We start from the raw sequence: 23,099 nt of genomic DNA on the forward strand, positions 1-23,099 counted from the left end.
CGACTGTTCGCTGCCGCACCTGGGACAGTCATGTCATACGACTATATTGCTGACAATGTTGCGCGTATTCGCCAGGAACTTGACGCCGCCTGCCATGCTGCCGGAAGAGATCCGGCCGGGGTTGCCTTGGTGGCGGTGTCCAAATTCCACCCTGCCGCCGCCGTGGCCGCCGCGGCCGCGGCAGGGTGCACGGTGTTTGGCGAAAGTTACGTGCAGGAATGCCTGGAAAAGCAGGCCGCCCTGGCGCACTTGCCCGTCCAGTGGCACTTCATCGGCCACATCCAGAGCCGCAAGGCCAGGGAGCTGGCCGGCAGGGCCGCGCTCATCCATGCCGTGGATTCGCTGAAGGTGGCAACCTTATTGCATAAACACGCGCAGGAACAATGCACGGTGCAACCCATTCTGCTGCAGGTAAACGTGGGATGCGAGGCGCAAAAACACGGCGTCCCCCCGGAGAATCTGGAAGCCCTGGCCCGGCAGGTGGTGCAGCTGGAGGCCCCCTCCCATGGCGGCATCCGGCTGGATGGCCTGATGTGCCTGCCGCCATGGCTGGAGGATCCCGAGGCGGTGCGGCCGTTTTTCGCCCAACTGGCCACCTTGCGGGACCGGCTGCAGCAGACGCTGGGCCGGCACCTGCCGCATCTTTCCATGGGCATGAGCCACGATTTCATGCAGGCAGTGGCCGAGGGGGCCACCCTGGTGCGCATTGGCACGGCAATTTTCGGGGAACGCCCCTGCACACACGCGGCGTAGACTAAGGAGAACAGGCCATGGATCTGGCCACCGTCATTGGCATTGTGCTTTCCTTCGGGCTGGTGGTCGGGGCCATTGTCACGTCCGGCTCCCTGTTAACCTTTATCGACATCCCCTCCGTGCTCATCGTAGGCGGGGGCACCCTCGGCACCATCCTGGTCAATTACCCGCTCAAAGAGATCCTCAGCGTCATCGGCGTGGCCAAAAACGCCTTTTTCGCAAAATCCGAATCGCCCACGGAGGTCATCTCCCGGTTCATGGAGTACGCCAACCGCGCCCGGCGCGAAGGCATCCTCTCCCTGGAACCCATCATCAAGGAGATTGACGACGTGTTTTTGCGCAAGGGCCTGCAACTGACCGTGGACGGCCTGGAGCCCCAGGCCATTCAGGAAATTCTGGAGACAGAAATCTCCTACCTGGAGGATCGCCATGAGAACGGGGCTGAGATCCTGAGTGCCTTCGGTACGTTTGCGCCCGCCATGGGCATGATCGGCACGGTTATCGGGTTGATCATGATGTTGCAGAACATGAGCGATCCGTCCACCATCGGCCCGTCCATGGCCGTGGCGCTCATCACCACGTTTTATGGCGCCGTCCTCTCCAACCTGATATTTCTGCCCATGGCCGGCAAGCTCAAGCTGCGTTCCAAGCAGGAAGTACTCATCCGGGCCATGGTGATGGAAGGCATTCTGGCCATCTCCAAGGGTGAGAATCCGCGTATCATCGAAGAAAAACTCACCAGCTACATTGCGCCCAAGCAGCGGCCGCAACCCAGCTAGCCAAGGAACACGGAAGCCATGGCCAAGCGGGAGAAAAAGGAGAAGCCGGCGCCGGGTGTCCCGGCCTGGATGATCACCTTCACCGATCTCATGACCCTGCTGCTGACCTTTTTCGTGCTGCTGGTGAGCATGGCCACCCTGGACGAACAGCGCAAACTCGTGACCCTGGGATCTGTGCTTGGGACCTTCGGCATGGGGGATGCCGGCATTGATGCGCGCTCCACAAAACACAACAAGTCCACCGTGGAACCCGGCCCCATGGAAGACGTCCCGGCCCTTGAGCGCCTCAAGGACATGCTGTGGGAAGATTTGGAAAACGATCTGGACTTCCGCTCCAACAAGTTCATCGAGGTGCTTTCCCTGACTGCGGACGTGCTCTTCGAGCCCGGCGGCACCACCATGTCCCAGCGGGGCAAGGAAATTATCGACCGCATCCTGCCCGTGCTCCTGCGCATTGAACAGCCTTTGCTTCTGGCTGGGCACGCCTCCGTGGCGCGGGAAGAAGTCGCCGATTATATGGTGAAATTCGATGCCGAGGGCCTGGACTTCTCCTGGGATTTGTCCCTGGATCGGGTGATGAGCCTGTACCTCTACCTGCTCTCCCGCGGCATGGACCCGGCCAAGCTGCGTGTGGAGGCATACGGCCAATACCATCCCATCCACACCAACCAGACCGCCGAAGGCCGACGCAAAAACCGCCGCGTGGACATCGTGCTGGACAAACGTAACGCCAACTGGGAACGTGTGCTCGCCAGCCCCCGGGCAGACGAATTGCGCGGCGTGTTCGAATACAAGGATTTCCGCTTTGAAATCCGCTCGCCGGTGCAGCGCGAAGCGCAGCAAGACGAGGGAAACTAGCCATGCCCCCGCGCAAACGCAAAAAAAAATCCGGCGGTGGTGAAGGCTCCTGGCTGGTGACCTTTGCCGACCTCACCACCCTGCTGCTGACCTTTTTCGTGCTGCTCTTGACCATGTGCTCCATGGACAATTCGATCGTCACCCGGATCAACCTCTATTTCAACACGATAGGCCATGTCACAACCCGGGGCGCCGGCAAGGTGCCGCGGAACGTCGAGTTGGTGATCACCTTGCTGGAGGACCCATGGTCCATTGTGGAAAAACCAAACCGGTTCAAGGAACTATTGTTCCCTGACGACATCATCCCCCCGGAGATTGACAGAAGCACGCTGCTGGAGAACATTGCCGTGTTGCAACGCCCCGAGGGCGTGGCCCTGGTGCTTTCGGACAAGCTGATTTTCCGGCCGGCCGACGCCCGGATCACCCCCCCGGCCAGGGCCATCCTGGAGCGCATTGCCGAAATTCTCCTGGCCATGGATGCCCCGGTAAACGTGGCCGGCCATACCGGACCACTCGACAAAGACGCCGACGATCAGTACGCCTTGTCCAAGGCCCGCGCCGAAGCCGTGCTGAGCTATTTGCTGGAGTACAACATGTTTGTGCCGCGGTTCTCGCTTTCCTGTTACGGGCAGGACCAGCCCCCCGAGGCTCTCCGCCCCACTGCAGCGGATCCGGGCGCCATGCTTTCCAAAAGCCGGGTGGAAATACTCGTCAAAACCACGCCGTTTTTCCGCGGCTACTAGCAATAAGGAGAGACGCACGTGCCTGAAATCGATGCCGATCAGCCCAAGAAAAAAGGCAGCATGCTCAAGTGGATCATCATCCTGCTGCTCCTGCTGCTGCTTGGCGGCGGTGGGTATTTTGCCTACACCACCTTCTTTGCCGCCTCGGGCAACGCCACGGAGGCTGCGTCCGAGAACCCCAACGCACAGGCCCAGGGCAAGCCGGGAGACATCCAAATGGTCACCCTGCCCACCTTCCTGGTGAACCTGGCGGACCCCCTGGGACGGCGCTACCTCAAAATGACCCTGGACGTGGAACTGGTGAACAAGGCCGCCGCCGAAGAGCTGGGCAAGCAGACGCCCAAAGTCCGCGATGCCATCATCCTGCTGCTCTCCAGCAAGAGCTATGCGGATCTGGCCACCCCGGAAAGCAAGCTGGTGCTCAAGAATGAGGTGGTGGAACGGCTCAACCTCATCCTGGGCGGCGCGCGTGTGCGCAACGTGTACTTTACGGACATGGTGATCCAGTAAGCTGGAACACCCATTGATTCGTTGCCGCGGGCCACAGCGTGCGGCAACACACCCATACGAGCACCCGTATCGCGTCTCCTGCGCGAGGCGGATGTGGAGCACCTCATGAGCAACGACATCGATCAGGACAAGCTGGCCGAAGAATGGGCCGCAGCCCTTGCGGATCAGGACAACCCGGGCCTGGACGACGACCCCATGGACATGCTCGGCGGCAAGGGAGCCATGTCCAGCGACAATGCACTGGCCGAGGAATGGGCGCGGGCCCTGGCCGAGGACGAAGGCGATCGCGTGAAAAAGTCCCGGGACCAGGACAAGCTCTCCCGACAGGCCAAAAAGGCCGACTTCAAGGATTTGACGGACGAGGCCAAAAGCCCCCGCGTGGACAACACCCGCCGCGAGCTGGATTTCATCCTGGATATCCCCCTGGATGTTTCCGCAGAGCTGGGCCGCACCCGGCTGCTCATCAACGAGCTGCTGCAGCTGGGCCAGGGCTCGGTGGTGGAATTGAACAAGCTGGCCGGCGAGCCGCTGGAAATCTACGTCAACGGCAAGCTGGTGGCCCGGGGCGAGGCGGTGGTCATCAACGAAAAATTCGGCGTCCGCCTCACGGACATCATCAGCCCCATTGAACGGGTCAAACAGCTTGGCTGACGTCCGGCCAATCGTGGCAATCGTGGCACTCCTGGCCAACTGGCCGCCGCCGGCGGCCCTCTGCGCTGCGACAGCGCCCCGGAAGGACCGGACCATGCGCACCACCTCGGCCCGCCCCCTCATGCCGCGGCGCTCTGCCCTGCGCGCCGCCTGCGTCGTTGTCCTGGTCTGTCTGCTGGCCCTGACGGCCTGGCCGGGGCGGCTCCTCGCCGATGGCGACGTGGCCCCCCTGCTGGCGCAACAGCAACCCCTCTGGCTGACCACGGCGGGGCCTGCCGAAAATGCCACCCCCCCCCTTGCGCCCGATGCCGGCCTCGCATCCGCCGACGCCAGCACCGGCAACAGCACCTCCCTTGATGCTGCCGACAGCGCAGGCGCAGTGCCAGAGGCCGTGCCTCCTGTGGCGGCCAGTCAAAATTCCGCCCCCCCGGCAGCGGCGCCCTCCCCTGCTGCCGTGCCCAACGCGTCGGCCCAGCTCCAGGGCGACCCCCCGGCCGCACAGCCCGGTAGCCTGCCCATGCCGACCATCAGCTGGCAAAGCTATTTCAAGGCCTTGGGAGGATTGTTCCTCATCCTGGCGCTGGTGTTCGCCGGGCTGTACCTGCTCAAGCGCCTGGCCCCGCGCGCCGGTTTTGGCGGCTCCAGGGACCGGCAATTGCAGCTGGAGAGCACCCTCTCCCTGGGACCGCGCAAGTCCGTGGCGGTGGTCCGCTTTTTGAATAAGCAACTTGTGCTTGGAGTGACCGACACCCACATCACGTGTCTGCATATTCAGGAAGAGGATCATGCGCCATCAGATGAACCAGACATGCCCGACCAGCCTGAACGGTCCGACCAGCCTGAACGGCCCGGCCAGGAACCCGACGTGCTCAAAAGTTTTGCCGAACGTCTCAAGGATCATTCCTAGTCTTGCATCCGCCCTGCGCCTGGCCGCCATGGTGGCGGCCATGGCCCTGCTCCTTGGCGCTGCCGCGGCGCACGCGCAGCCTTCCACCAACTTTGCCTTTCCCGAGCTCAACCTCACCCTGTCCGGCGGGCAAACCGAACCAGAAAAGGTCACCACCACCCTGGAGATCCTTTTTCTGCTCACCGTGCTCTCCCTGGCGCCAGCCATCGTCATGACGATGACGAGCTTCACCCGCATCATCATCGTCTTCTCCTTCGTCCGGCAGGCCCTGGGCACGCAGCAGCTGCCACCCACCCAGGTGCTCAGCAGTCTGGCCATCTTCATGACGGTGATCATCATGATGCCCACGGGCAAGGTCATAAACGACAACGCCCTGCAACCCTACCTGGACGAACGCATCGGCTTCCGCGAAGCCCTGACGCGGGCCGAACAGCCCCTGCGCGAATTCCTGTTCAAGCACACCCGCGAGCAGGATCTGGCCATCTTCTACTCCATCGCCAAGATTGACCGGCCGCAGAACAAGGAGACCGTGCCCACCATGCTCCTGGCTGCGGCGTTCATCATCAGTGAAATCAAAACCGGCTTTATCATCGGCTTCCTCATCTATATCCCGTTCCTGATCCTGGATATGGTGGTCTCATCCATCCTGCTGGCCATGGGGATGATGATGCTGCCGCCGGTCATGGTGTCCATGCCATTCAAATTGCTGTTGTTTGTGATGATTGATGGCTGGGGGCTGCTCACGGCGTCCCTGGTGAACAGCTTCACGGCCGTCTGACGCGGCGTGGGCAAAGGAGAATCGCCATGTCCCCCGATTTCGTCATCGGTTTTGCCAAGGGCGCCATTGAATTGACGCTGGAGCTGGCCCTGCCCATCCTGCTGGTAAGTCTGGTGGTGGGTGTGGTGGTCTCGGTGCTGCAGGCCGCCACGCAGATTCAGGAGCAGACCCTGAGCTTCATCCCCAAGATCGTCTCCATCTTCGTGGCCTTCATCGTGACCTTCCCGTGGCTGCTGGAAAAGATCACCACCTACACCACGGAAGTGTTCGTCAACATTCCCAATTACATCCGCTGAAGGCTCATCGCCCTGCCTGCCGCATGGCCGCCACGGCCAGGGCCATGCCCGCAGCCTGGGCCACATTCAGGGAATCCGACTCCCGGGGCAAGGGGATCCAGACCGAGGCTTCGCACGCCTTGGCCACGCCGGGCCGCACGCCTTTGTCTTCTCCGCCAAGCACAAAACACACCGGAAACCGCAGGGGCATATCCCACAGGGACACGGCCTCGGCATCCCGACGCAGGGCCAGGCACTGCCAGCCGGCCTGCTCGGCCCATTCCAGGGTCCTGGCCAGATTGGTGGCCCGGGCGATGGGCAGCTTGTGCAGGGCCCCGGCCGCAGCCCTGGCAGCGCCGGCGCCCAGGTGCGCGGCATTGTGCTTGGGCATGATGATGCCCCCGGCTCCCAGCGCCCAGGCCGAACGAACCATGGTGCCCACGTTCTGCGTGTCCTGCACCTGATCAAGCATCAGCACCACCGGCAAGGGAGCGTCCTGGGCCTGCGCCAGCAGGGATTCCCCGTCCAGATAGGCCGCAGCCGCCACCCGCGCCGCCACACCCTGCTTGCCGGCCGGCCCCAGCGACTCAAACCAGCGGGCATCGCGCCACTGGGTGCGCACGCCGGCGTCATGGCAGGCATCCATGATTTCACGGAACTGTTTGCTGGGCCGTCCCTTCAGCAACAGCACCTGCTCCACACGCGACGCTTCGGCCATCAACTGCTCCAGCACCGCCTTTTTTCCCACAAGCCAATCCTGCTGCTCCAACTTCTGGTGTGCGGGCTGCAGTTTTTCGGAAGCATCGGTGGAGTCGGAGAGAGTGCGTTCATTCATGCGTTGTCGCCGCCTTACGCTGAAGTGGATGGAGGGCTTGCATTTTTTCTAGATAATTATTAAAGAATAAACTTCTTTACATTACTTTTTCGTATTGCTACCACAATAGTGTCTTGACACTGGACCCGCATTTCGAACTCCATTCGACCGCCGCGGGCTGGCAGTCTTACTGCATCGCATACCACACGAGCCATGGCATGCAGATGTGCTATGCCAGCACCGACAGGTCGCCGCAGGGAGCGAGCCACATGCATCATTCATCGCGCCATTGCAAGGAAAAGCTCATGACGCGCCTTCATCCTTCCGCCAGCCTGCTGCGCACCGCGCGCCTGGCGTGCTGTTGCGCCTGCATGGCCCTGCTGGGCGCATGCGCCACGACGCAACAGCCACCCGCGGCACCCGCCATGAGCCCGTTGAGCATGGAGTATCTGGACAATCTGGATGCCGTCATCCTTGAGGCCGGCCCCATCAACGTGGATGGCGTGGAGCTTTCCGAACAGGAAAAAACCGCCCTGAACACGCCCCTCACCGTGCGCTGGGAGCTCAACGACTTTGCCCGCCAGTCTATCAAACGCCAGTTCGTCCACCTGCACTACAAACACAACAGCAACCTCCGCATCTGGCTGCAGCGGTCCGAACGCTACATCGGCTACGCCAAGCGGGTGTTCCGCTCCCAGGGGATGCCCGAGGATCTTGCCTATCTGCCATACATAGAAAGCGGCTACAATCCCATCGCCTGCTCCCCGGCCGGCGCCATGGGCGTCTGGCAATTCATGCCCGAAACCGGCAAACGCTACGGCCTGGCCTGCACCACCTATCTCGACGAACGCCGCAACCCCTGGAAAGCCACCTACGGCGCCGCCGCCTACCTGAAAAAACTGCACAATCAGTTCGGAGACTGGTCCCTGGCCCTGGCTGCCTACAACGCCGGGGAAGGCAAGATCGGCCGGGCCTGCGCCGGCACCGGGGCCAAGAACTTCTTCCAGCTGGCCATGCGCAACGACACCCTGCCCCCGGAAACCCAGCTCAAGCCGGAAACCCTGCAGTACGTGCCGCGCTTCATCGCCATGGTCAAGATCGCCAACAACCTTGAGGCCTTGGGGTATCAGCCAGTGAACGAGCTGGTGCACGCCGAGCCCCAGCGCCACGACATCCCGCCGAACGTGGACCTCAAGGCCATGGCCCAGCACCTGGGTATGGACTGGGACACCTTCCGCAGCCACAACCCCCATTTTCGCATTTCCGTGAGCCCTCCCAGCGGCGAAAGCCACGTCTATCTGCCGCAGGGACACGCCGAACAGGTGCAGGCCTTCCTGGCCCGCCCGGTGCTGGCCACCGCCAAGGCCAAGACTGCGGCTCTGGCCGAGCTCTCGGGCGTGGACCCCAAGGCCGGCTTTGGCTCTTCCCGCGACAAGACGTCCTGGCACGTGGTGGAGCGTGGAGACACCTTCCCCAAAATCGCCGCCAAATACAAGGTGCCTGTGGACCTGCTGATGAAAATCAACAAGCAGCGCTCCAAGGACCTGAGCCCCGGCGAGGTCATCGCCCTGCCCTCGGCCAGGGACATCGCCAGCACCCAGCCGGCGCCCTCGGCCAAACAGATTGCCGAAGCCGCCGCCAAGGCACGTCAGACCAAGCCCGCGGAGACCCCGAAAGCCAGCCCTGCCTATGTGGTGCAGGCCGGCGACACGCTGTTTTCCCTGGCGAAAAAGTACAATGTCAGTGTGGATGCCCTGCTCAAGGCCAACGCCCTCTCCGAGGCCGGCTCCCTGCGCATCGGCATGACGCTGAATTTGCCGGCTGCCGCCGCGCCCGTCCAGCAGGCCCAGCAGGCCCCGGCCGCGCCCAGGTCGCAGCAGTCTGCTGCCGCACCGGCAAAGCAGAGCGACAAGCCCGCCGCCACCGCCGACAAGGCCACCGGCAAGAAGACCATCTACAAGGTGGCCCAGGGCGACACCATCTGGTCCATTGCCCGCAAGTTCCAGGTCTCCCCCTTCGACATCCTCTCCTGGAACAACATGAACAAGGACTCGGCCATCAAGCCCGGGGACAAGCTCGCCGTGTACGTGGCGTCCAACTGACTTTCAGCCTGATACCCAACCGTGCCCTGGAACCCCTTTCTGTACAAGGGGTTCCAGGGCGCGAACATTTTTCAAGAGAGAATGCGCTAGATCATTTTAATTTTGAAACAGGACATTGCGAGAGAGGAAACCTTTTTGCAAAAGGTTCTCCCCTNAAGGTTTTCCCCCGAGAATTCCTTTCAAAAGTAACATGCTTTAAGGCTGCGCCGACACGCATACGGTGCAATAAAAATTGATACCGAGGGACATCGCCAGGCAGAAGAACAGCAGGCGAGTCACCGTCTTGTTTCCAAGGTACAGATACACTTCGTTGCTGGAGATGCGCGCGGCAGTCAATACGCCGTACGACATCATGCCCAACCCCATCAGCAGTATGAGCACCAGCATGGAAAATGTTCTCTCTCCATCGCCAATGGCTGGATTGCCAAGGACGTGCAACAAGGTGGACGTGGAGTACACCGCGATCATCAGCAACAGATCGCCATAGCCGATCAACCGCTTTATGGTGATCCGCTGATCCGTGAAGTGGATCACGAGGTATATTGCGATCAGCGGCAGGAACAACAGCAGGGCTTCCAGCCCCCACAACAAAATCCTGTTTGCCAGCATCATGACTTGGCCCCCGAAGTGAGTTGCGAACGTTAGAACGTGTCCGACAGCCACTCGGAAATAACTGCCAGCGTATCTGAAAAGATATCAAGCACTTGCCCGTCGCCATCAACATCAAGCGCTGTCGTGATATGCTGCGTTATTTCAGCGCCGTGTTCCCGTTCGAGCAGGTGAAGGACTTTGTGGCCATGCTCTCCTGCCACGTGCGCGAGCTCCTCCCGCAGTTTCACGGAAAGAGGAGCCTCCGCTAAAATCTTTGCTATCATTTCAGGCGAGTACGGCATGGACACCTCCCGGCATGCGCCAGACAGTCGTTGCTTCGTTGCTGTTCGACTTGAAGGCGTGTTGTGAGAACACACCCCTAGCGCCGCTTTGCGGCGGCATATATTTCTTCTATCTGCTGCGTGATTGCATCCCGTTGCTGATCGGACAGCGAAGGCTCCCGCAAGGCGTGGGCAAGTTCGGCAATCTTCTCCCGTTCCTGTTTTGTCATCTTCTTGGCAACTTCCTTGGCCTCGGCCTGATACTGGTGGGCGTTGGCTCGCGCTGTTTGCATTTTCTCTTTCAGTTCCTCCTTGCTGGCGTCAGACGGGTCCTGCCCAAGTGCAAAGAACCCGACGCATGTCCAGCCAATCACCTGCGTGCAGAACACGGTTGCCGCCGCATTCGCCCAGTTGCCAATCCCGGGAAGGAAAAACGTCAGCTTGCCTGCGAGATAGACCCCCGCCAGCAACCCAAAAATTTTGGCGCCTATTTTGGCCGGCTGTATGCCGCTCATACCATACATATTGCCAAGCGTATGTATCATCGCATACGTTAGACCAGTAAGAACAACGGTGTCTCCGATTGCCGTGTTTGCCAACGCAAAAGCAATCACCGCATGCGCCGCGGAAAATGCGCTGATCACAACCGCCGCCTGAGTCATTTTGCCATTAGAGGCAACCTGTTCGACAGCCATCGCCCACCTCCTGGTAAATGTATGTATAGCGCAAAATAGCAATCGACCATTACAATATCAATCCCATGCTATTATAATGAAACAGATTGACCATATAAATATCCAACAGCGCGTCATTCAACTATATTTGAATGGCGCGCTTTTGATGTCATCCTATGGAGGCAGGGGAAACCTATTGGAGGCATGCACCAGGGGCATGGGCCGCGCATGGACCATGGCCCGAGGGGGCGGCGGTGCAGGCCGTGGGACGGTGCGCCGGCAAGCGCATGGCGGTCAGGGCCGGGGCAGATCCCCGGCCTGACGTATCGCTTTTGTTCCGATTGCACAGGAGAAGGACATCCTCCTGCTGACTCTTTCCAGAAATTATCTGGCCTGCACCTGCGTGCGGCCCCAGGCGGCCTGCCCCAGGGCGATGCAGGCATCTCCCGGCGGCAGCTGGCGGTGCAGCAGCGGCGTGATCCCCCGGGCGGCCAGGGCTGCGGGCAGTTCACGATGCAGGGTCAGGTTCAGCATGCAGCCGCCGGAAAGGCCCACGCGGGTCAGCCCGTGCCGGGCCGCCAGTCCGGCGGCGAGTTCGGCCAGCCCGGCCACCAGCCCGCGATGGAAGCGCCGGGCGATGATCCCGGCCGGCACCTTGCGGCGTACGTCCTCCAGCACGGCGGCCACCAGCGCCATGGTGTCCAGCTGCCAGGGATCGTCCTGCCTGCGCACGGGGCAGGGATAGATTCCCGCGGCGGCGTGGTCCTGGCACTGCTCCAGCAACACCGCGGCCTGGCCTTCATAGGTGGCGCGATGGCACAGCCCCAGCAGGGCGGCCACGGCATCGAACAACCGACCACAACTTGATGTCGGCGGCGCGTTGATTCCCGCCCGCAGCGCCTGGGGCAGAAAGGCCGCCGCGGCCTGCAGATCCGCTGGCAGGTCGCGTGCCAGGGCCGCAGCGTCCATGCCCAGACTCCAGCCGTAACTCATGGCCATCCGCCAGGGCTCCCGGGCCGCGGCCTCGCCGCCGGGCAGGGGCGTCTGACGCAGATGAGCCAGACGCTCCCAGGCTCCGGAACCCGCGTCTGCAAGAATGGCCTCCCCGCCCCAGACGGTCCTGTCTGCTCCCAACCCCGTGCCGTCCAGGGCCAGGACCAGCGCCGGCCCGGCCACGGCGTGCTCGGCCAGCACGGCAAAGGCGTGGGCGGCATGATGCTGCAGGCCGAACACGGGCACGTCCAGCCGCGCCCCCGTTTCCCTGGCCCAGCGGGTGGTCAGGAAATCCGGATGCAGATCATGGACGATGGCCTGCGGCGCAACGCGCAGCAGCGTCTGGAAGTGGGCGGCCATTTCCTCGAAAAAGGCGAAGGTTTCCAGGTTCTCCAGGTCCCCCAGGTGCTGGGAGACAAAGGCCTGGTCCCCCTTGGTCAAGCACAGGGTGGCCTTGAGCTCTGGCCCCGTGCCCAGCACCGCAGGGCCGGCCCCGGCCAGCTGGACGGGCGACGGCGTGAACCCCCTCGCCCGGCGCAAAAACAGCAGCCGTCGCGGGGGCGCCGGGGGCGGCGGGACATCCGGATGACAGGAGACCTCGGGCAGCACCTCGGGCACGGGGAAGGCGTCCTCGGCCGGGGCGCGGAGCACGGAATCATCCACCCGGACGAGGATGTCGCGGTCATGGAGCAGGAACAGATCCGCCATGCCGGCCAGACGGTCCAGGGCTTCGCGGTTGCCCAGGCAGATGGGCTCACCGCCGGGATTGCCCGAGGTCATCACCAGCACCGGCGGCGGGGCCTCCGGCTGTTCCAGATGGGCGAAGAGCACGTATTGCATGGGCGCACAGGGCAGCATCACGCCCAGGGTGTCCAGTCCGGGAGCCAGGGACTGCGCCAGCACCGCCTCCCGCCGCACGCGGCACAGGACGATGGGCCGCTCCAGAGAGGTGAGCAGCGCCGCCTCCGCCGCGGACACGTGGACGATCTCCCGGGCAGCCTCCAGGCTGGCCGCCATCACCGCCAACGGCTTGTGCGGCCGATGCTTGCGCGTGCGCAATCTGGCAACGGCGGCCTCGGTGCGGGCATCGCAGGCCAGGTGAAACCCGCCCAGGCCCTTCATGGCCACCACCTGCCCCAGACGCAGGGCCGTGGCGGCAGCCTGCAGGGCAGCGTCGCCTTCATGCAGCCGCGGGCCGTGGACGTCCGCCTGCACCCACACCGTGGGACCGCAGGCCGGGCAGGCCACGGGCTGGGCGTGAAAACGGCGGTCTGCGGGGTCGTGATATTCCCGGGCGCAGGCCGGACACAAGGGGAAGCAGGCCATGGACGTGTACGGCCGGTCATAGGGGATGGACCGGGTGATGGTGTAGCGTGGCCCGCAGTTGGTGCAATTGATGAACGGGTGGCCGTGGCGACGGTCTGCGGGGTCGAAGAGTTCACGCAGGCAGTCGTCGCAGATGGCCACATCCGGGCTCACCAGCACGGCGTGCCCCTCGCCGGCGGTGCTTTTGCGGATCTCGAAGGCGGTGGCGTCGGCCTCAATCTCCACATCCTCCCCGCCGCACACGGTGATGCGCGCCAGGGGCGGGGCCTGGGGCACCAGCTCGCGGCAGAAGGCCTGCACGGCAGCGGCAGCGCCCTGCACCTCCACCACCACGCCGTCAGGCGTGTTGCAGGTGAAGCCGGTCAGGTCGTACTGGCGGGCCAGACGGTACAGGTAGGGCCGGAAGCCCACCCCCTGCACCTGGCCACCCACCACCAGGCGGCGGCGGGCCAGATGAGCCGGGCGGGCCAGATGAGCCGGGCGGGCCAGATGAGCCGGGCGGGCCGGGTTGGTCGGGTCCAAATGAACGTGCTGTGGCGGTGTGGAGTGTGGCATGGGCAGTCTGTACAAAGATTCATGGGCCGTGGGAACGGCATTTACACAACCTTTTCCTGTCCGGCGGCCGCCTGTTCTGGACAGGCCGAAGCCAAGCACATATCATGGGCCAACACACCATGGCCATATGCACAAGGGAGACCCGACCGCACCTCCGCGGCCGGCATCCCCCATACTTGTTTCAGGACCAGCCTTGTCCATTCAGTCCGAACCCATCCAGTCCCGCCCCGCCCCGGGAGGCGACCTCTCCACCACGGTCTGCGCCCGCTGCGCCGGGCAGGGGACCTCCTGCTGCCGGCTGGAATCCGGCGGTGGCGGGGTGTGCTTTCCCGTCTCCGCCATGGAATGGGATCGCATCCTGGACGTGGTGGGCGGCACCAAAGGGGCCTTTGTGCAGGAGCCGAACTCGCCGCCCTTCCAGGATGCCATGCGTCGGCTGTTCCCCGGCGAGGGCCGCGCGGTGGCGACGTTGTTCCCGGCGCACCAGTTCCACCTGCGGCTGGCCACTACGGCCCGGGGAAGCTGCGTGTTTCTGGGGCCGCAGGGCTGCGCCCTGCCGCGGGAAACACGGCCGTACCACTGCCGGCTGTTCCCGTTCTGGATACAGGGCGAGCGGCTGACCCTGCTCCACGCACCCGGCTGCCTGGCCCTGCGGGAGGGCGGCGTGGCGGAGGACGTATTGGACGTGCTGGGCATGCGCGAACGCGATGTGCGCACCCTGCATGGCCGGCTGCGGCTGGCCTGGGGGCTGCCGCCTCGGCCGGGGCTGCCGCTCCCGCCGCCATCCTTCGCCCGCAGCCGCAAGTAACCACCCCCCCCCGAGGACGCCGGCCTCGGCCCGCCGCGTTGCCGCTTTTTTCAGGCCGTCCCAGAAGGAAATTCCCTGCCATGAACCGCGTTGTTTCGTTTCTGCTCACCATGACCGTGCTGGCGGTATTGTTCGCCTTCACCGGCATTGTGGGCGTGTATTTGTGGGCCTCGCACGATCTGCCCTCGTTCACCCGGCTCACGGACTACAATCCGCCCCTCACCACCACGGTGTACACCCGTCAGGGCGACGTGATGGGCTATTTCTACCGCGAAAAGCGCTTCCTGGTGCAGCTGACGGATTGCCCGGTGCATTTGCCGCGGGCCTTTCTGGCTGCCGAGGATCAGAGCTTCTACCAGCACCCTGGCGTGGATCTTTCGGCCATCCTGCGGGCCATGGTCCGCAACCTCATGGCCGGGGAGATCCGCCAGGGCGGCTCCACCATCACTCAGCAGGTCATCAAGCAGCTGGTGCTCTCGCCGGAAAAGAGCTTCGAGCGCAAGATCAAGGAAGCCATCATCGCGTATCGGATGGAAAAATACCTCAGCAAGGACGACCTGCTGACCATCTACATGAACCACATCTACCTGGGCGCAGGCGCCTACGGGGTGGAGGCCGCAGCCCGGGCCTACTTCGGCAAGCATGTGGGCGAGCTGACCCTGGCGGAATCCGCGGTCATCGCCGGCCTGCCCAAGGCCCCCTCGGAGTATGACCCGCACCGCAACCCGGAAAAGACCCGCGTCCGCCAGGAATACGTGCTGGGCCGGCTGCTGGAGCTGGGCTGGGTGACCCAGGCCGAATACGACGAGGCCATGGCACAACCCCTCAACTACCGCCGCATGGAGGACCCGTCCTGGAAGGTGGGGCCGTACTATCTGGAGGAAGTCCGCCGCTGGCTGGTGGAATCCCTGTCCCAGAAGAATCTGGCCACCCAGGGTGTGGCGCTGCCCAAATACGGCGAAGACGCCGTGTACGAGCTGGGCCTGCAGGTGGTGGTGGGCATGGACATGACCCACCAGCGCGCTGCCGAAGCCGCCCTCACGCGCGGTCTGGAGGCCGCCTCCCGTCGCCAGGGCTGGCAGGGACCGATCAAGCAGATCCCGCCTGCAGAGTTCGAGGCCTTTCTGGCCGGCCAACGCATCAAGCCCGAATCCCTGACGGATGGGGCCTGGGTGCAGGCCCTGGTGACCAAGGTGAATGCCGAGGGGGCCACGGTGCGCGTGGGGCCGTATCAGGGTCGCATCGCCCTCAAGACCATGAGCTGGTGCCGCAAGCCCAATCCGGCCGTCAACTTCGAGGCGGTGGCGCCGCCCAAGGATGCGGCGCGCATCCTGGCCGTGGGCGACGTGGTCTGGGCGTCCGTCATCGATCCCCGTCTGCCGGCCCGGCCGGTGGAAATGCACCTGGACGGCCCGGCCCTGTCCCGGCCCGGCAGCGCCGGCACCGCGCCTGCCGCCACTCCGGTGGATCCCTCCCAAGGCCTGACCCTGGCCCTGGAGCAAAAGCCCAACGTGCAGGGGGCGCTGGTGTCCCTGGAGCCGGGCAACGGCGAGGTCCGGGCCCTGGCGGGCGGCTATTCCTTCGAGGACAGCCAGTTCAACCGCGCCACCCAGGCCCAGCGGCAGCCGGGCTCGTCCTTCAAGCCGGTGGTCTATTCCGCAGCCCTGGACAACGGCTTCACCCCGGCCTCGATCATCATGGATTCGCCGGCAGAATACCGCTTCGGCAACCAGGTCTGGCGGCCGGGCAATTTTGAGGGCAAGTTCTTCGGCCCCACCCTGCTGCGCACGGCCCTGGTCAAGTCCCGCAATCTGGTGACCATCCGCGTGGCCGAACGCATCGGCATCGATACGGTCATCAAACGCGCCAAGGCCCTGGGCCTGGAGGCGGACTTCCCGAAAAACCTCGCCGTCTCCCTGGGTGCGGTGGCCGTGCGGCCCATCAACCTCTGCCAGGCGTACACCGCCTTTGCCCGGCCAGACGGCGCCACCATCGCCCCCCGGCTGGTGCTGGTGGTGCGCGATGCCTGGGGCCAGAACATCCTGCTGCCGCAACCCGTTGTGACCCCTGCAATCTCTCCGGAAAATGCCTACCTCATGGCCTCCATGCTCAAGGACGTGGTCCAGTACGGCACCGGCCGCAAGGCCACCACGCTGGGCCGGCCCATCGCCGGCAAGACCGGCACGGCCAACGACGAGCAGGATGCCTGGTTCGTGGGTTTCTCGCCGTCGCTGCTCACCGGGGTCTGGGTGGGGATGGATCAGGTGACGCCCATGGGCAAACTGGAGACCGGCGGCCGCGCCGCATTGCCCATCTTCGTCTCCTACCGGCAGGTGGTGGAAAAGCAGTACCCGGTCACGGACTTTCCCATGCCCCAGGGGGTACTCCTGGCCAGTGTGTCCGAAACCACGGGCCTGCCCGTGCCCAACACCGCCCCGGACAGCCTGATCCTGCCCTTCATGGCCGGCACCGAGCCGCAGGCCACAGACATGCTGACGGAGGAGGCATACTTCTCCCCGGATCAGGAAAACGCCAGCGCGCCGGGTACACCGGGCACCCCGGGCGAGACGGGCCGGCCCAAATCCACCGGCGAGGAGCTGTTCAAGCAGTTGTTTTAGCGCATTCTCATTTTGAAATAAGTCGTTGCGAGAGGGGAAACCTTTTTGCAAAAGGTTCTCCCCTCTCGCGCTCTCCCCTTCCAAAANCCTTTCTACAGAAAGGGGTTCCCCCAGGAACTCTTCTCAAAGATAACATGCTCTAGTGATCATACTGCTTGGCGTATTCGGCGTCGTTGTACAGCCCTTCGCCATGCAGGTCCTTGCCGTAGCTGGCGATGATGGCCTGCCCTTCGGGGGAGGCGACAAAGGCGATGAACTGGGCGGCCGTATCGGCGCCGGGGGTGGCGCCCGAGGGCTGGGCCAGGGCGTGATAGGTGTTCACCAGGAACACATCGCCCCGGAACAGGATGGTCAGGGCCGGCATGTTCTTCTGTTCCGCCGCCCAGGTGCTGGAATCGGTCATGAAGTAGCCGCCTTCGTCATTGGCCCGCTTGAGGGTGGCGGTCATAAAGTCCTTGGTCACGATGTACCAGTCTCCGGCGGGCGTCACGCCGGCGTTCTTCCAGGCGTCCAGCTCCTTTTTGTGGGTGCCGGAATTGTCCCCGCGGGAGAAAAATTTGGCCTTGGCCGCGGCGATTTTCTGATAGGCCTCGGCCGCGGTTTTGGCCGACTTGATGCCTGCCGGGTCCGCTGCCGGGCCGACAATGTAGAATTCGTTGGAGCCGATGAGGGTGCGCAGTCGGGCCCAGCCCTCTGCCACGGCGTTCTTTTCGGCGGCAGGTGCATGCACCATGATCATATCCACCTGCTTTTCCTTGAGCAGCTTCAGGGATTCGCCCGAGCCGGCCTTGACCCACTGCATGGAGGCGTCATGCTTGGCGGCGAAGCTCTCGGCCAACACCTTCAGCAGGCCCAGTTCGCCGGGGCTGCCTGTGGCCAGGGAAAAGACGTGCGTGCCTGTGCCGTAAGTGGCGGCAGGTTCAACCGCCAACGCCAGGCCGGGAAGGGCCAGGGCGACGACGAGCATCACGAAGCGAATCAGCAGGCTGGCAGGCTGACAGGGACGGGCCATGGTGCGCTCCTTTGTTGCGTTCTGCATTGGTTATGCAAAAATTAACATATACCAATAGAAGCATAGATCGTGTCAAGCCCGGCGCGTGTTGCGGGCGGGGCGGGCGTCCCTGGTTTCGGCCTCCAGCACTTCCCTGAGGGCGGGATACAGGGTCATGCCCGGGTGATTGAACCGGAATTCCGTTTCCTTGAGATGCAGCAGCAGGGTGTGCGCCTGCAGCCCGCGGAATTTCTCCAGCCGGACCATGGCGAACTGGAGGAACCGGGTCATGCGCTGGGCCGGCGTCTCCCGGGCCAGGGACGTCGGCTCGCCGCAGGACCAGGCCGTGAGCATGGAGAGGTCCAGCACCACCAGTTCCTGCCGGCAGGCATGCGGGCAGCGCGCGCCCTTGCAGTGCGTCTCCAGCCAGAACCGGCTGTGTCGGATGAGGCGCAGGGCGTCGGCCTCGCGCTCGGGGATCAGATCCACCACAATGCCGCCCCCTGCGGGCAGCTGCCCCCACAGGGCCGGCGGCTCGTGCCGCAGGGCGCGGGCGCTGCCTTTGACCAGACCCGCCTGAAAAAAGGCGTCGCCCAGCTCGAAGCGTTTGAGCAGCGGGGCATGCAGACGGCAATAGCCTGCAATGCTGCGCCGCAAGGCCTGCAGGTGCGTGTTCACGGTGTTGCGGGAGCAGCCCATGCTCCGGGCAATGGCAGTGGCGTCCAGATCCAGGGCGAACAGGCTCACCAACTGCATCCACCGTTTCTGGCCCAGCTTGGACCGTCCGTCGGCACCGACCATCATGCCTTTTCCATACTTTTTTTTCGCGACACGATTGGGAAACAATTCGTGACAGTTGTGCACGTCTGCCGGGCAGGTTCCTTGTCATGACCGGGTGGCAGGGCCATCCAGAAGTATGCTTTAGCAAGCATACATTGAGGACGGGATAGCATCCTGCCTGCACAGGAGGCAAGGACGCTTCCACGCATGAACTGCATGTGACAAGAAACGAAGGGTGGATTGTCATGAAAGTCATCGATGTCGCCGACGCCGTAGGCAGCGTGCTGTGCCACGACATCACACGCATCATCCCCGGCGAGTTCAAGGGCCGGGCCTTCAGGCGGGGGCATGTGGTCCGCCCTGAGGACATTCCCACGCTGCTCAACCTGGGCAAGGAACATCTCTACGTGTACGATCTGGCCGAAGGCTACGTGCACGAGGACGACGCCGCCCACCGCATGGCGCTGGCCCTGGCCCAGGACACGGACGCCTCGAACCTTACCCTGACCGCGCCCTGCGAAGGCCGTATCAATCTGGTGGCAGCCTGCGACGGCCTGCTGCAGGTGGATGTGGACGGCCTGTTCGACATCAATTCCGAAGAACAACTGGTGGTGGCCACGGCCCACACCGGCCAGGCCGTGCAGACCGGCCGCATGGTGGCCGGGTGCCGCGTGGTGCCGCTGGCCGTGCGGCGGGAAAAACTGGAGCGCATGGAAGCCCTGTGCGCGGCGCGGGGGGCCACGGTCTCGGTGCTGCCGTTCCGGCCGCTCAAGGTGGGCGTGGTGACCACGGGCAGCGAGGTCTACCACGGCCGCATCAAGGACAAATTCGGCCCCATTCTCAAGCGCAAGTTCTCGGCGCTCAACTGCACCGTGATGGGGCAGACCATTGTTTCCGACGACAAAGCCATGGCCGTGTCCGCCATCCGGGCCTTTCTGGACCAGGGCGCGGAGATGGTGGCCGTGACCGGCGGCATGAGCGTGGACCCCGACGACCAGACGCCGGCAGCCATCAGAGCCCTGGGCGGAGAGATTGTCACCTACGGCGCGCCGACGTTCCCGGGGGCGATGTTCATGCTCGCGTATGTGGAGGGCGTGCCCGTGGTGGGGCTGCCGGGCTGCGTCATGTACGCCCAGGCCAGCGTGTTCGACCTGGTGACGCCCCGGCTGGTGGCCGGACTGCACGTCACCCGCAAGGACATCGTAGCCATGGGACACGGCGGCTTGTGCATGAATTGCCCGGAATGCCGGCACCCCGTGTGCCCCTTCGGCAAATAGCCGGGCGGCAAAGAGTCAGGAGGCGTGCGTCAATGGCAAAATGGTGCACCCGAATTGTGGCTGGGCCCCCCGTGCCGCGGCAGTACCGCGACGGGGATCGATACTGGAAAAGACGCAGTGGCGGCCAGGATGTCTGTACGATGCGCGCGCCGACCAAGCGAGATCGCATCGAGACAGGCATGGTCCCTGAGCCGCGCCACTGCGCCGCCCCTTCCCCAAACAGCAAGGAGTGAGTGGAAGATGATTCAAAAAGTAATCACCGTCAACGGCATCGAGCAGAATCTGTTCGTGGACGCCGAAGCCCTGCTGTCTGACGTGCTGCGTCAGCAACTCGGGCTCACCGGCGTCAAGGTGGGCTGCGAACAGGGCCAGTGCGGCGCCTGCTCCGTCATCCTGGATGGCAAAGTGGTGCGCGCCTGCGTCACCAAAATGAAGCGCGTGGCCGACGGCGCGCAGATCACCACCATCGAAGGCGTGGGCCAGCCGGAGAACCTGCATCCGTTGCAGAAAGCCTGGGTGCTGCACGGCGGCGCGCAATGCGGCTTCTGCTCCCCCGGCTTCATCGTCTCCGCCAAGGGCCTCCTGGACACCAACGCCGACCCCTCTCGCGAAGACGTGCGTGATTGGTTCCAGAAGCATCGCAATGCTTGCCGTTGCACCGGCTACAAGCCGCTGGTGGACGCCGTGATGGACGCCGCCGCGGTCATCAATGGCAAGAAGCCCGAAACCGACCTGGAATTCAAGATGCCCGCCGACGGCCGCATCTGGGGCTCCAAATACCCCCGCCCCACGGCCGTGGCCAAGGTCACCGGCACGCTGGACTACGGCGCGGACCTGGGCCTGAAAATGCCCGCTGGCACCCTGCACTTGGCCATGGTCCAGGCCAAGGTGTCCCACGCCAACATCAAGGGCATCGACACCTCCGAAGCCCTCACCATGCCCGGCGTCCACAGCGTCATCACGCACAAGGACGTCAAGGGCAAGAACCGCATCACCGGCCTCATCACCTTCCCCACCAACAAGGGTGACGGCTGGGATCGTCCCATCCTGTGCGACGAAAAGGTCTTCCAGTACGGCGACTGCATCGCCCTGGTCTGCGCCGACTCCGAAGCCAACGCCCGCGCCGCGGCCGAAAAGGTGAAGGTGGACCTGGAAGAACTGCCCGCGTACATGAGCGGCCCTGCCGCTGCGGCCGAGGATGCCATTGAGATCCATCCCGGCACGCCCAACGTGTACTTTGAACAGCCCATCGTCAAGGGCGAAGACACCGGCCCCATCTTCGCCTCGGCCGACGTCACCGTGGAAGGCGACTTCTACGTGGGCCGCCAGCCGCACATGCCCATCGAACCAGACGTAGCCTTTGCCTACATGGGCGACGACGGCAAGTGCTACATCCACTCCAAGTCCATCGGCGTGCACCTGCACCTGTACATGATCGCCCCCGGCGTGGGCCTGGAACCCGATCAGCTGGTGCTGGTGGCCAACCCCATGGGCGGCACCTTCGGCTACAAGTTCAGCCCCACCTCCGAAGCCCTGGTGGCCGTGGCGGCCATGGCCACGGGCCGCCCCGTGCACCTGCGCTACAACTATCAGCAGCAGCAGCAGTACACCGGCAAGCGCTCCCCGTGGGAAATGAACGTCAAGTTCGCGGCCAAGAAAGACGGCACGCTCCTGGCCATGGAATCCGACTGGCTGGTGGACCACGGCCCCTACTCGGAATTCGGCGACCTCCTGACCCTGCGCGGCGCACAGTTCATCGGCGCCGGCTACAACATCCCCAACATCCGCGGCCTCGGTCGCACTGTGGCCACCAACCACGTCTGGGGCTCTGCCTTCCGCGGCTACGGTGCGCCTCAGTCCATGTTCGCCTCCGAATGTCTCATGGACATGCTGGCGGAAAAGCTGGGCATGGACCCGCTGGAACTGCGCTACAAGAACGCCTACCGCCCCGGCGACACCAACCCCACCGGCCAGGAACCTGAAGTCTTCAGCCTGCCGGACATGATCGACCAGCTGCGGCCCAAGTATCAGGCTGCTCTGGAAAAGGCCCAAAAGGAATCCACCGCCACCCATAAGAAGGGCGTGGGCATCTCCATCGGCGTGTACGGCAGCGGCCTGGACGGCCCTGACGCCTCCGAAGCCTGGGCCGAGCTCAATGCCGACGGCACCATCACCGTGCATACGGCCTGGGAAGACCATGGCCAGGGCGCGGACATCGGCTGCGTGGGCACGGCGCACGAAGCCCTGCGTCCCATGGGCGTGGCTCCGGAAAAGATCAAGTTCACCTGGCCCAACACCGCCACCACCCCCAACTCCGGCCCCTCCGGCGGCTCCCGCCAGCAGGTGATGACCGGCAACGCCATCCGCGTGGCCTGTGAAAACCTCCTCAAGGCCTGTGAAAAGCCCGGCGGCGGCTACTACACCTACGACGAACTGAAAGCCGCGGACAAGCCCACCAAGATCACCGGCAACTGGACCGCCAGCGGGGCCACCCACTGCGACGCCGTGACCGGCCTTGGCAAGCCCTTTGTGGTGTACATGTACGGCGTGTTCATGGCCGAAGTGACCGTGGACGTGGCCACCGGCCAGACCACCGTGGACGGCATGACCCTCATGGCCGACCTCGGCAGCCTCTGCAACCAGCTGGCCACCGACGGGCAGATCTACGGCGGCCTGGCCCAGGGCATCGGCCTGGCCCTGTCCGAGGACTTCGAGGACATCAAGAAGCACGCCACCCTCGTGGGCGCGGGCTTCCCGTTCATCAAGCAGATCCCGGACAAGCTGGACATCGTGTACGTGAACCATCCGCGTCCGGACGGCCCCTTCGGCGCTTCCGGTGTGGGCGAACTGCCCCTGACCAGCCCGCACGCGGCCATCATCAACGCCATCAAGAGCGCCACTGGCGTGCGCATCTACCGCCTCCCGGCCTACCCGGAAAAGGTGCTGGAAGCCTTGAAGGCCTAACCAGTCCATCAGCATGAACCCGGGGACCTCGCGCGCGTGCGTGCGGGGTCCCCGCCTGCATCTGAACACGG

21 protein-coding genes are annotated in these 23,099 nt (G+C 64.0%); 14 read left to right on the forward strand and 7 right to left on the reverse strand.

Features of this window, described 5'->3' with window-relative positions:
- Positions 1-30 precede the first annotated feature (30 nt).
- The 9 genes from DGI_RS04210 (at position 31) to fliQ (ending at position 6,275) form a co-directional block, all read left to right on the forward strand.
- The gene (locus DGI_RS04210) at positions 31-753 is read left to right on the forward strand and encodes a YggS family pyridoxal phosphate-dependent enzyme (protein ID WP_021759470.1); all 723 of its coding nucleotides are present in this window, start codon (positions 31-33) and stop codon (positions 751-753) included.
- Between the two features lie 17 nt (positions 754-770).
- Entirely contained in the window at positions 771-1,532 is a 762-nt protein-coding gene (locus tag DGI_RS04215) for a motility protein A (RefSeq protein WP_021759471.1), read from the forward strand.
- 18 nt (positions 1,533-1,550) lie between these two features.
- Positions 1,551-2,390, forward strand: a complete 840-nt coding sequence (locus DGI_RS04220) for an OmpA/MotB family protein (RefSeq protein ID WP_021759472.1) — start codon at positions 1,551-1,553, stop codon at positions 2,388-2,390.
- Between the two features lie 2 nt (positions 2,391-2,392).
- Positions 2,393-3,133, forward strand: a complete 741-nt coding sequence (locus tag DGI_RS18680) for an OmpA/MotB family protein (RefSeq protein WP_021759473.1) — start codon at positions 2,393-2,395, stop codon at positions 3,131-3,133.
- 18 nt (positions 3,134-3,151) lie between these two features.
- Positions 3,152-3,643 (forward strand): flagellar basal body-associated FliL family protein, encoded by a 492-nt coding sequence (locus DGI_RS04230; protein ID WP_021759474.1) that lies wholly within the window; start codon positions 3,152-3,154, stop codon positions 3,641-3,643.
- Positions 3,644-3,748: 105 nt separating this feature from the next.
- Positions 3,749-4,294, forward strand: coding sequence for a flagellar motor switch protein FliN (fliN, locus tag DGI_RS04235; protein WP_021759475.1), 546 nt, complete (start codon positions 3,749-3,751; stop codon positions 4,292-4,294).
- Positions 4,295-4,388: 94 nt separating this feature from the next.
- Positions 4,389-5,201, forward strand: a complete 813-nt coding sequence (gene fliO, locus DGI_RS19185; RefSeq protein ID WP_051286172.1) for a flagellar biosynthetic protein FliO — start codon at positions 4,389-4,391, stop codon at positions 5,199-5,201.
- A 40-nt stretch (positions 5,202-5,241) separates the two neighbouring features.
- Positions 5,242-5,979 carry a flagellar type III secretion system pore protein FliP gene (gene fliP / locus DGI_RS04245; protein ID WP_051286196.1) on the forward strand — a complete coding sequence of 246 codons (738 nt, stop codon included), beginning with the start codon at positions 5,242-5,244 and terminating at the stop codon, positions 5,977-5,979.
- 26 nt (positions 5,980-6,005) lie between these two features.
- Entirely contained in the window at positions 6,006-6,275 is a 270-nt protein-coding gene (gene fliQ / locus DGI_RS04250; protein WP_021759478.1) for a flagellar biosynthesis protein FliQ, read from the forward strand.
- 4 nt (positions 6,276-6,279) lie between these two features.
- Here the strand turns inward: fliQ and DGI_RS04255 are convergent, their stop codons facing one another.
- Entirely contained in the window at positions 6,280-7,089 is an 810-nt protein-coding gene (locus DGI_RS04255) for a TrmH family RNA methyltransferase (RefSeq protein WP_021759479.1), read from the reverse strand.
- A gap of 284 nt (positions 7,090-7,373) precedes the next feature.
- Between DGI_RS04255 and DGI_RS04260 the strand changes: the two genes are divergently transcribed.
- Positions 7,374-9,170: a LysM peptidoglycan-binding domain-containing protein gene (locus tag DGI_RS04260; protein WP_034606747.1), complete on the forward strand. Its 1,797-nt coding sequence runs from the start codon at positions 7,374-7,376 to the stop codon at positions 9,168-9,170.
- Between the two features lie 195 nt (positions 9,171-9,365).
- Here DGI_RS04260 and DGI_RS04265 read toward each other — a convergent pair whose 3' ends face one another.
- The 4 genes from DGI_RS04265 to DGI_RS04280 form a co-directional block, all read right to left on the reverse strand.
- Positions 9,366-9,782 carry a hypothetical protein gene (locus DGI_RS04265; RefSeq protein ID WP_021759481.1) on the reverse strand — a complete coding sequence of 139 codons (417 nt, stop codon included), beginning with the start codon at positions 9,780-9,782 and terminating at the stop codon, positions 9,366-9,368.
- Positions 9,783-9,811: 29 nt separating this feature from the next.
- The gene (locus DGI_RS04270; RefSeq protein ID WP_021759482.1) at positions 9,812-10,063 is read right to left on the reverse strand and encodes a hypothetical protein; all 252 of its coding nucleotides are present in this window, start codon (positions 10,061-10,063) and stop codon (positions 9,812-9,814) included.
- 77 nt (positions 10,064-10,140) lie between these two features.
- The gene (locus DGI_RS04275) at positions 10,141-10,737 is read right to left on the reverse strand and encodes a hypothetical protein (protein WP_021759483.1); all 597 of its coding nucleotides are present in this window, start codon (positions 10,735-10,737) and stop codon (positions 10,141-10,143) included.
- A gap of 363 nt (positions 10,738-11,100) precedes the next feature.
- Entirely contained in the window at positions 11,101-13,557 is a 2,457-nt protein-coding gene (locus DGI_RS04280) for a carbamoyltransferase HypF (RefSeq protein ID WP_021759484.1), read from the reverse strand.
- A gap of 226 nt (positions 13,558-13,783) precedes the next feature.
- On the opposite strand from DGI_RS04280, the gene DGI_RS04285 reads away from it, so the two are divergent.
- Both DGI_RS04285 and DGI_RS04290 read left to right on the forward strand, forming a co-directional pair.
- Positions 13,784-14,398 carry a YkgJ family cysteine cluster protein gene (locus DGI_RS04285; protein WP_327022474.1) on the forward strand — a complete coding sequence of 205 codons (615 nt, stop codon included), beginning with the start codon at positions 13,784-13,786 and terminating at the stop codon, positions 14,396-14,398.
- Between the two features lie 80 nt (positions 14,399-14,478).
- A complete protein-coding gene (locus tag DGI_RS04290) occupies positions 14,479-17,016 on the forward strand; it encodes a penicillin-binding protein 1A (RefSeq protein ID WP_021759486.1) in 2,538 nt (845 codons plus the stop codon).
- A gap of 139 nt (positions 17,017-17,155) precedes the next feature.
- Here DGI_RS04290 and DGI_RS04295 read toward each other — a convergent pair whose 3' ends face one another.
- Positions 17,156-17,983, reverse strand: coding sequence for a substrate-binding domain-containing protein (locus DGI_RS04295; protein WP_051286194.1), 828 nt, complete (start codon positions 17,981-17,983; stop codon positions 17,156-17,158).
- Positions 17,984-18,100: 117 nt separating this feature from the next.
- Positions 18,101-18,811 carry a hypothetical protein gene (locus DGI_RS04300; protein WP_021759488.1) on the reverse strand — a complete coding sequence of 237 codons (711 nt, stop codon included), beginning with the start codon at positions 18,809-18,811 and terminating at the stop codon, positions 18,101-18,103.
- 221 nt (positions 18,812-19,032) lie between these two features.
- Between DGI_RS04300 and DGI_RS04305 the strand changes: the two genes are divergently transcribed.
- Entirely contained in the window at positions 19,033-20,064 is a 1,032-nt protein-coding gene (locus DGI_RS04305) for a molybdopterin-binding protein (RefSeq protein WP_021759489.1), read from the forward strand.
- A 240-nt stretch (positions 20,065-20,304) separates the two neighbouring features.
- A complete protein-coding gene (locus DGI_RS04310) occupies positions 20,305-23,028 on the forward strand; it encodes a molybdopterin-dependent aldehyde oxidoreductase (RefSeq protein ID WP_021759490.1) in 2,724 nt (907 codons plus the stop codon).
- Positions 23,029-23,099 lie beyond the last annotated feature (71 nt).

The organism is Megalodesulfovibrio gigas DSM 1382 = ATCC 19364 (assembly GCF_000468495.1).
Taxonomy (GTDB): domain Bacteria; phylum Desulfobacterota; class Desulfovibrionia; order Desulfovibrionales; family Desulfovibrionaceae; genus Megalodesulfovibrio; species Megalodesulfovibrio gigas.

Excerpts from the sequence above, each read along its gene's own strand:
- DGI_RS04215 (WP_021759471.1), top strand. The coding sequence starts at position 771 with ATGGATCTGGCCACCGTCATTGGCATTGTGCTTTCCTTCGGGCTGGTG.
- DGI_RS04275 (WP_021759483.1), bottom strand. The coding sequence starts at position 10,737 with ATGGCTGTCGAACAGGTTGCCTCTAATGGCAAAATGACTCAGGCGGCG.
- DGI_RS18680 (WP_021759473.1), top strand. The coding sequence starts at position 2,393 with ATGCCCCCGCGCAAACGCAAAAAAAAATCCGGCGGTGGTGAAGGCTCC.
- fliO (WP_051286172.1), top strand. The coding sequence starts at position 4,389 with ATGCGCACCACCTCGGCCCGCCCCCTCATGCCGCGGCGCTCTGCCCTG.
- DGI_RS04305 (WP_021759489.1), top strand. The coding sequence starts at position 19,033 with ATGAAAGTCATCGATGTCGCCGACGCCGTAGGCAGCGTGCTGTGCCAC.
- DGI_RS04220 (WP_021759472.1), top strand. The coding sequence starts at position 1,551 with ATGGCCAAGCGGGAGAAAAAGGAGAAGCCGGCGCCGGGTGTCCCGGCC.
- DGI_RS04210 (WP_021759470.1), top strand. The coding sequence starts at position 31 with ATGTCATACGACTATATTGCTGACAATGTTGCGCGTATTCGCCAGGAA.
- DGI_RS04270 (WP_021759482.1), bottom strand. The coding sequence starts at position 10,063 with ATGCCGTACTCGCCTGAAATGATAGCAAAGATTTTAGCGGAGGCTCCT.
- fliQ (WP_021759478.1), top strand. The coding sequence starts at position 6,006 with ATGTCCCCCGATTTCGTCATCGGTTTTGCCAAGGGCGCCATTGAATTG.
- DGI_RS04265 (WP_021759481.1), bottom strand. The coding sequence starts at position 9,782 with ATGATGCTGGCAAACAGGATTTTGTTGTGGGGGCTGGAAGCCCTGCTG.
- DGI_RS04255 (WP_021759479.1), bottom strand. The coding sequence starts at position 7,089 with ATGAATGAACGCACTCTCTCCGACTCCACCGATGCTTCCGAAAAACTG.
- DGI_RS04310 (WP_021759490.1), top strand. The coding sequence starts at position 20,305 with ATGATTCAAAAAGTAATCACCGTCAACGGCATCGAGCAGAATCTGTTC.
- DGI_RS04290 (WP_021759486.1), top strand. The coding sequence starts at position 14,479 with ATGAACCGCGTTGTTTCGTTTCTGCTCACCATGACCGTGCTGGCGGTA.
- DGI_RS04300 (WP_021759488.1), bottom strand. The coding sequence starts at position 18,811 with ATGATGGTCGGTGCCGACGGACGGTCCAAGCTGGGCCAGAAACGGTGG.
- DGI_RS04260 (WP_034606747.1), top strand. The coding sequence starts at position 7,374 with ATGACGCGCCTTCATCCTTCCGCCAGCCTGCTGCGCACCGCGCGCCTG.
- DGI_RS04295 (WP_051286194.1), bottom strand. The coding sequence starts at position 17,983 with ATGCTCGTCGTCGCCCTGGCCCTTCCCGGCCTGGCGTTGGCGGTTGAA.
- fliP (WP_051286196.1), top strand. The coding sequence starts at position 5,242 with ATGGCCCTGCTCCTTGGCGCTGCCGCGGCGCACGCGCAGCCTTCCACC.
- fliN (WP_021759475.1), top strand. The coding sequence starts at position 3,749 with ATGAGCAACGACATCGATCAGGACAAGCTGGCCGAAGAATGGGCCGCA.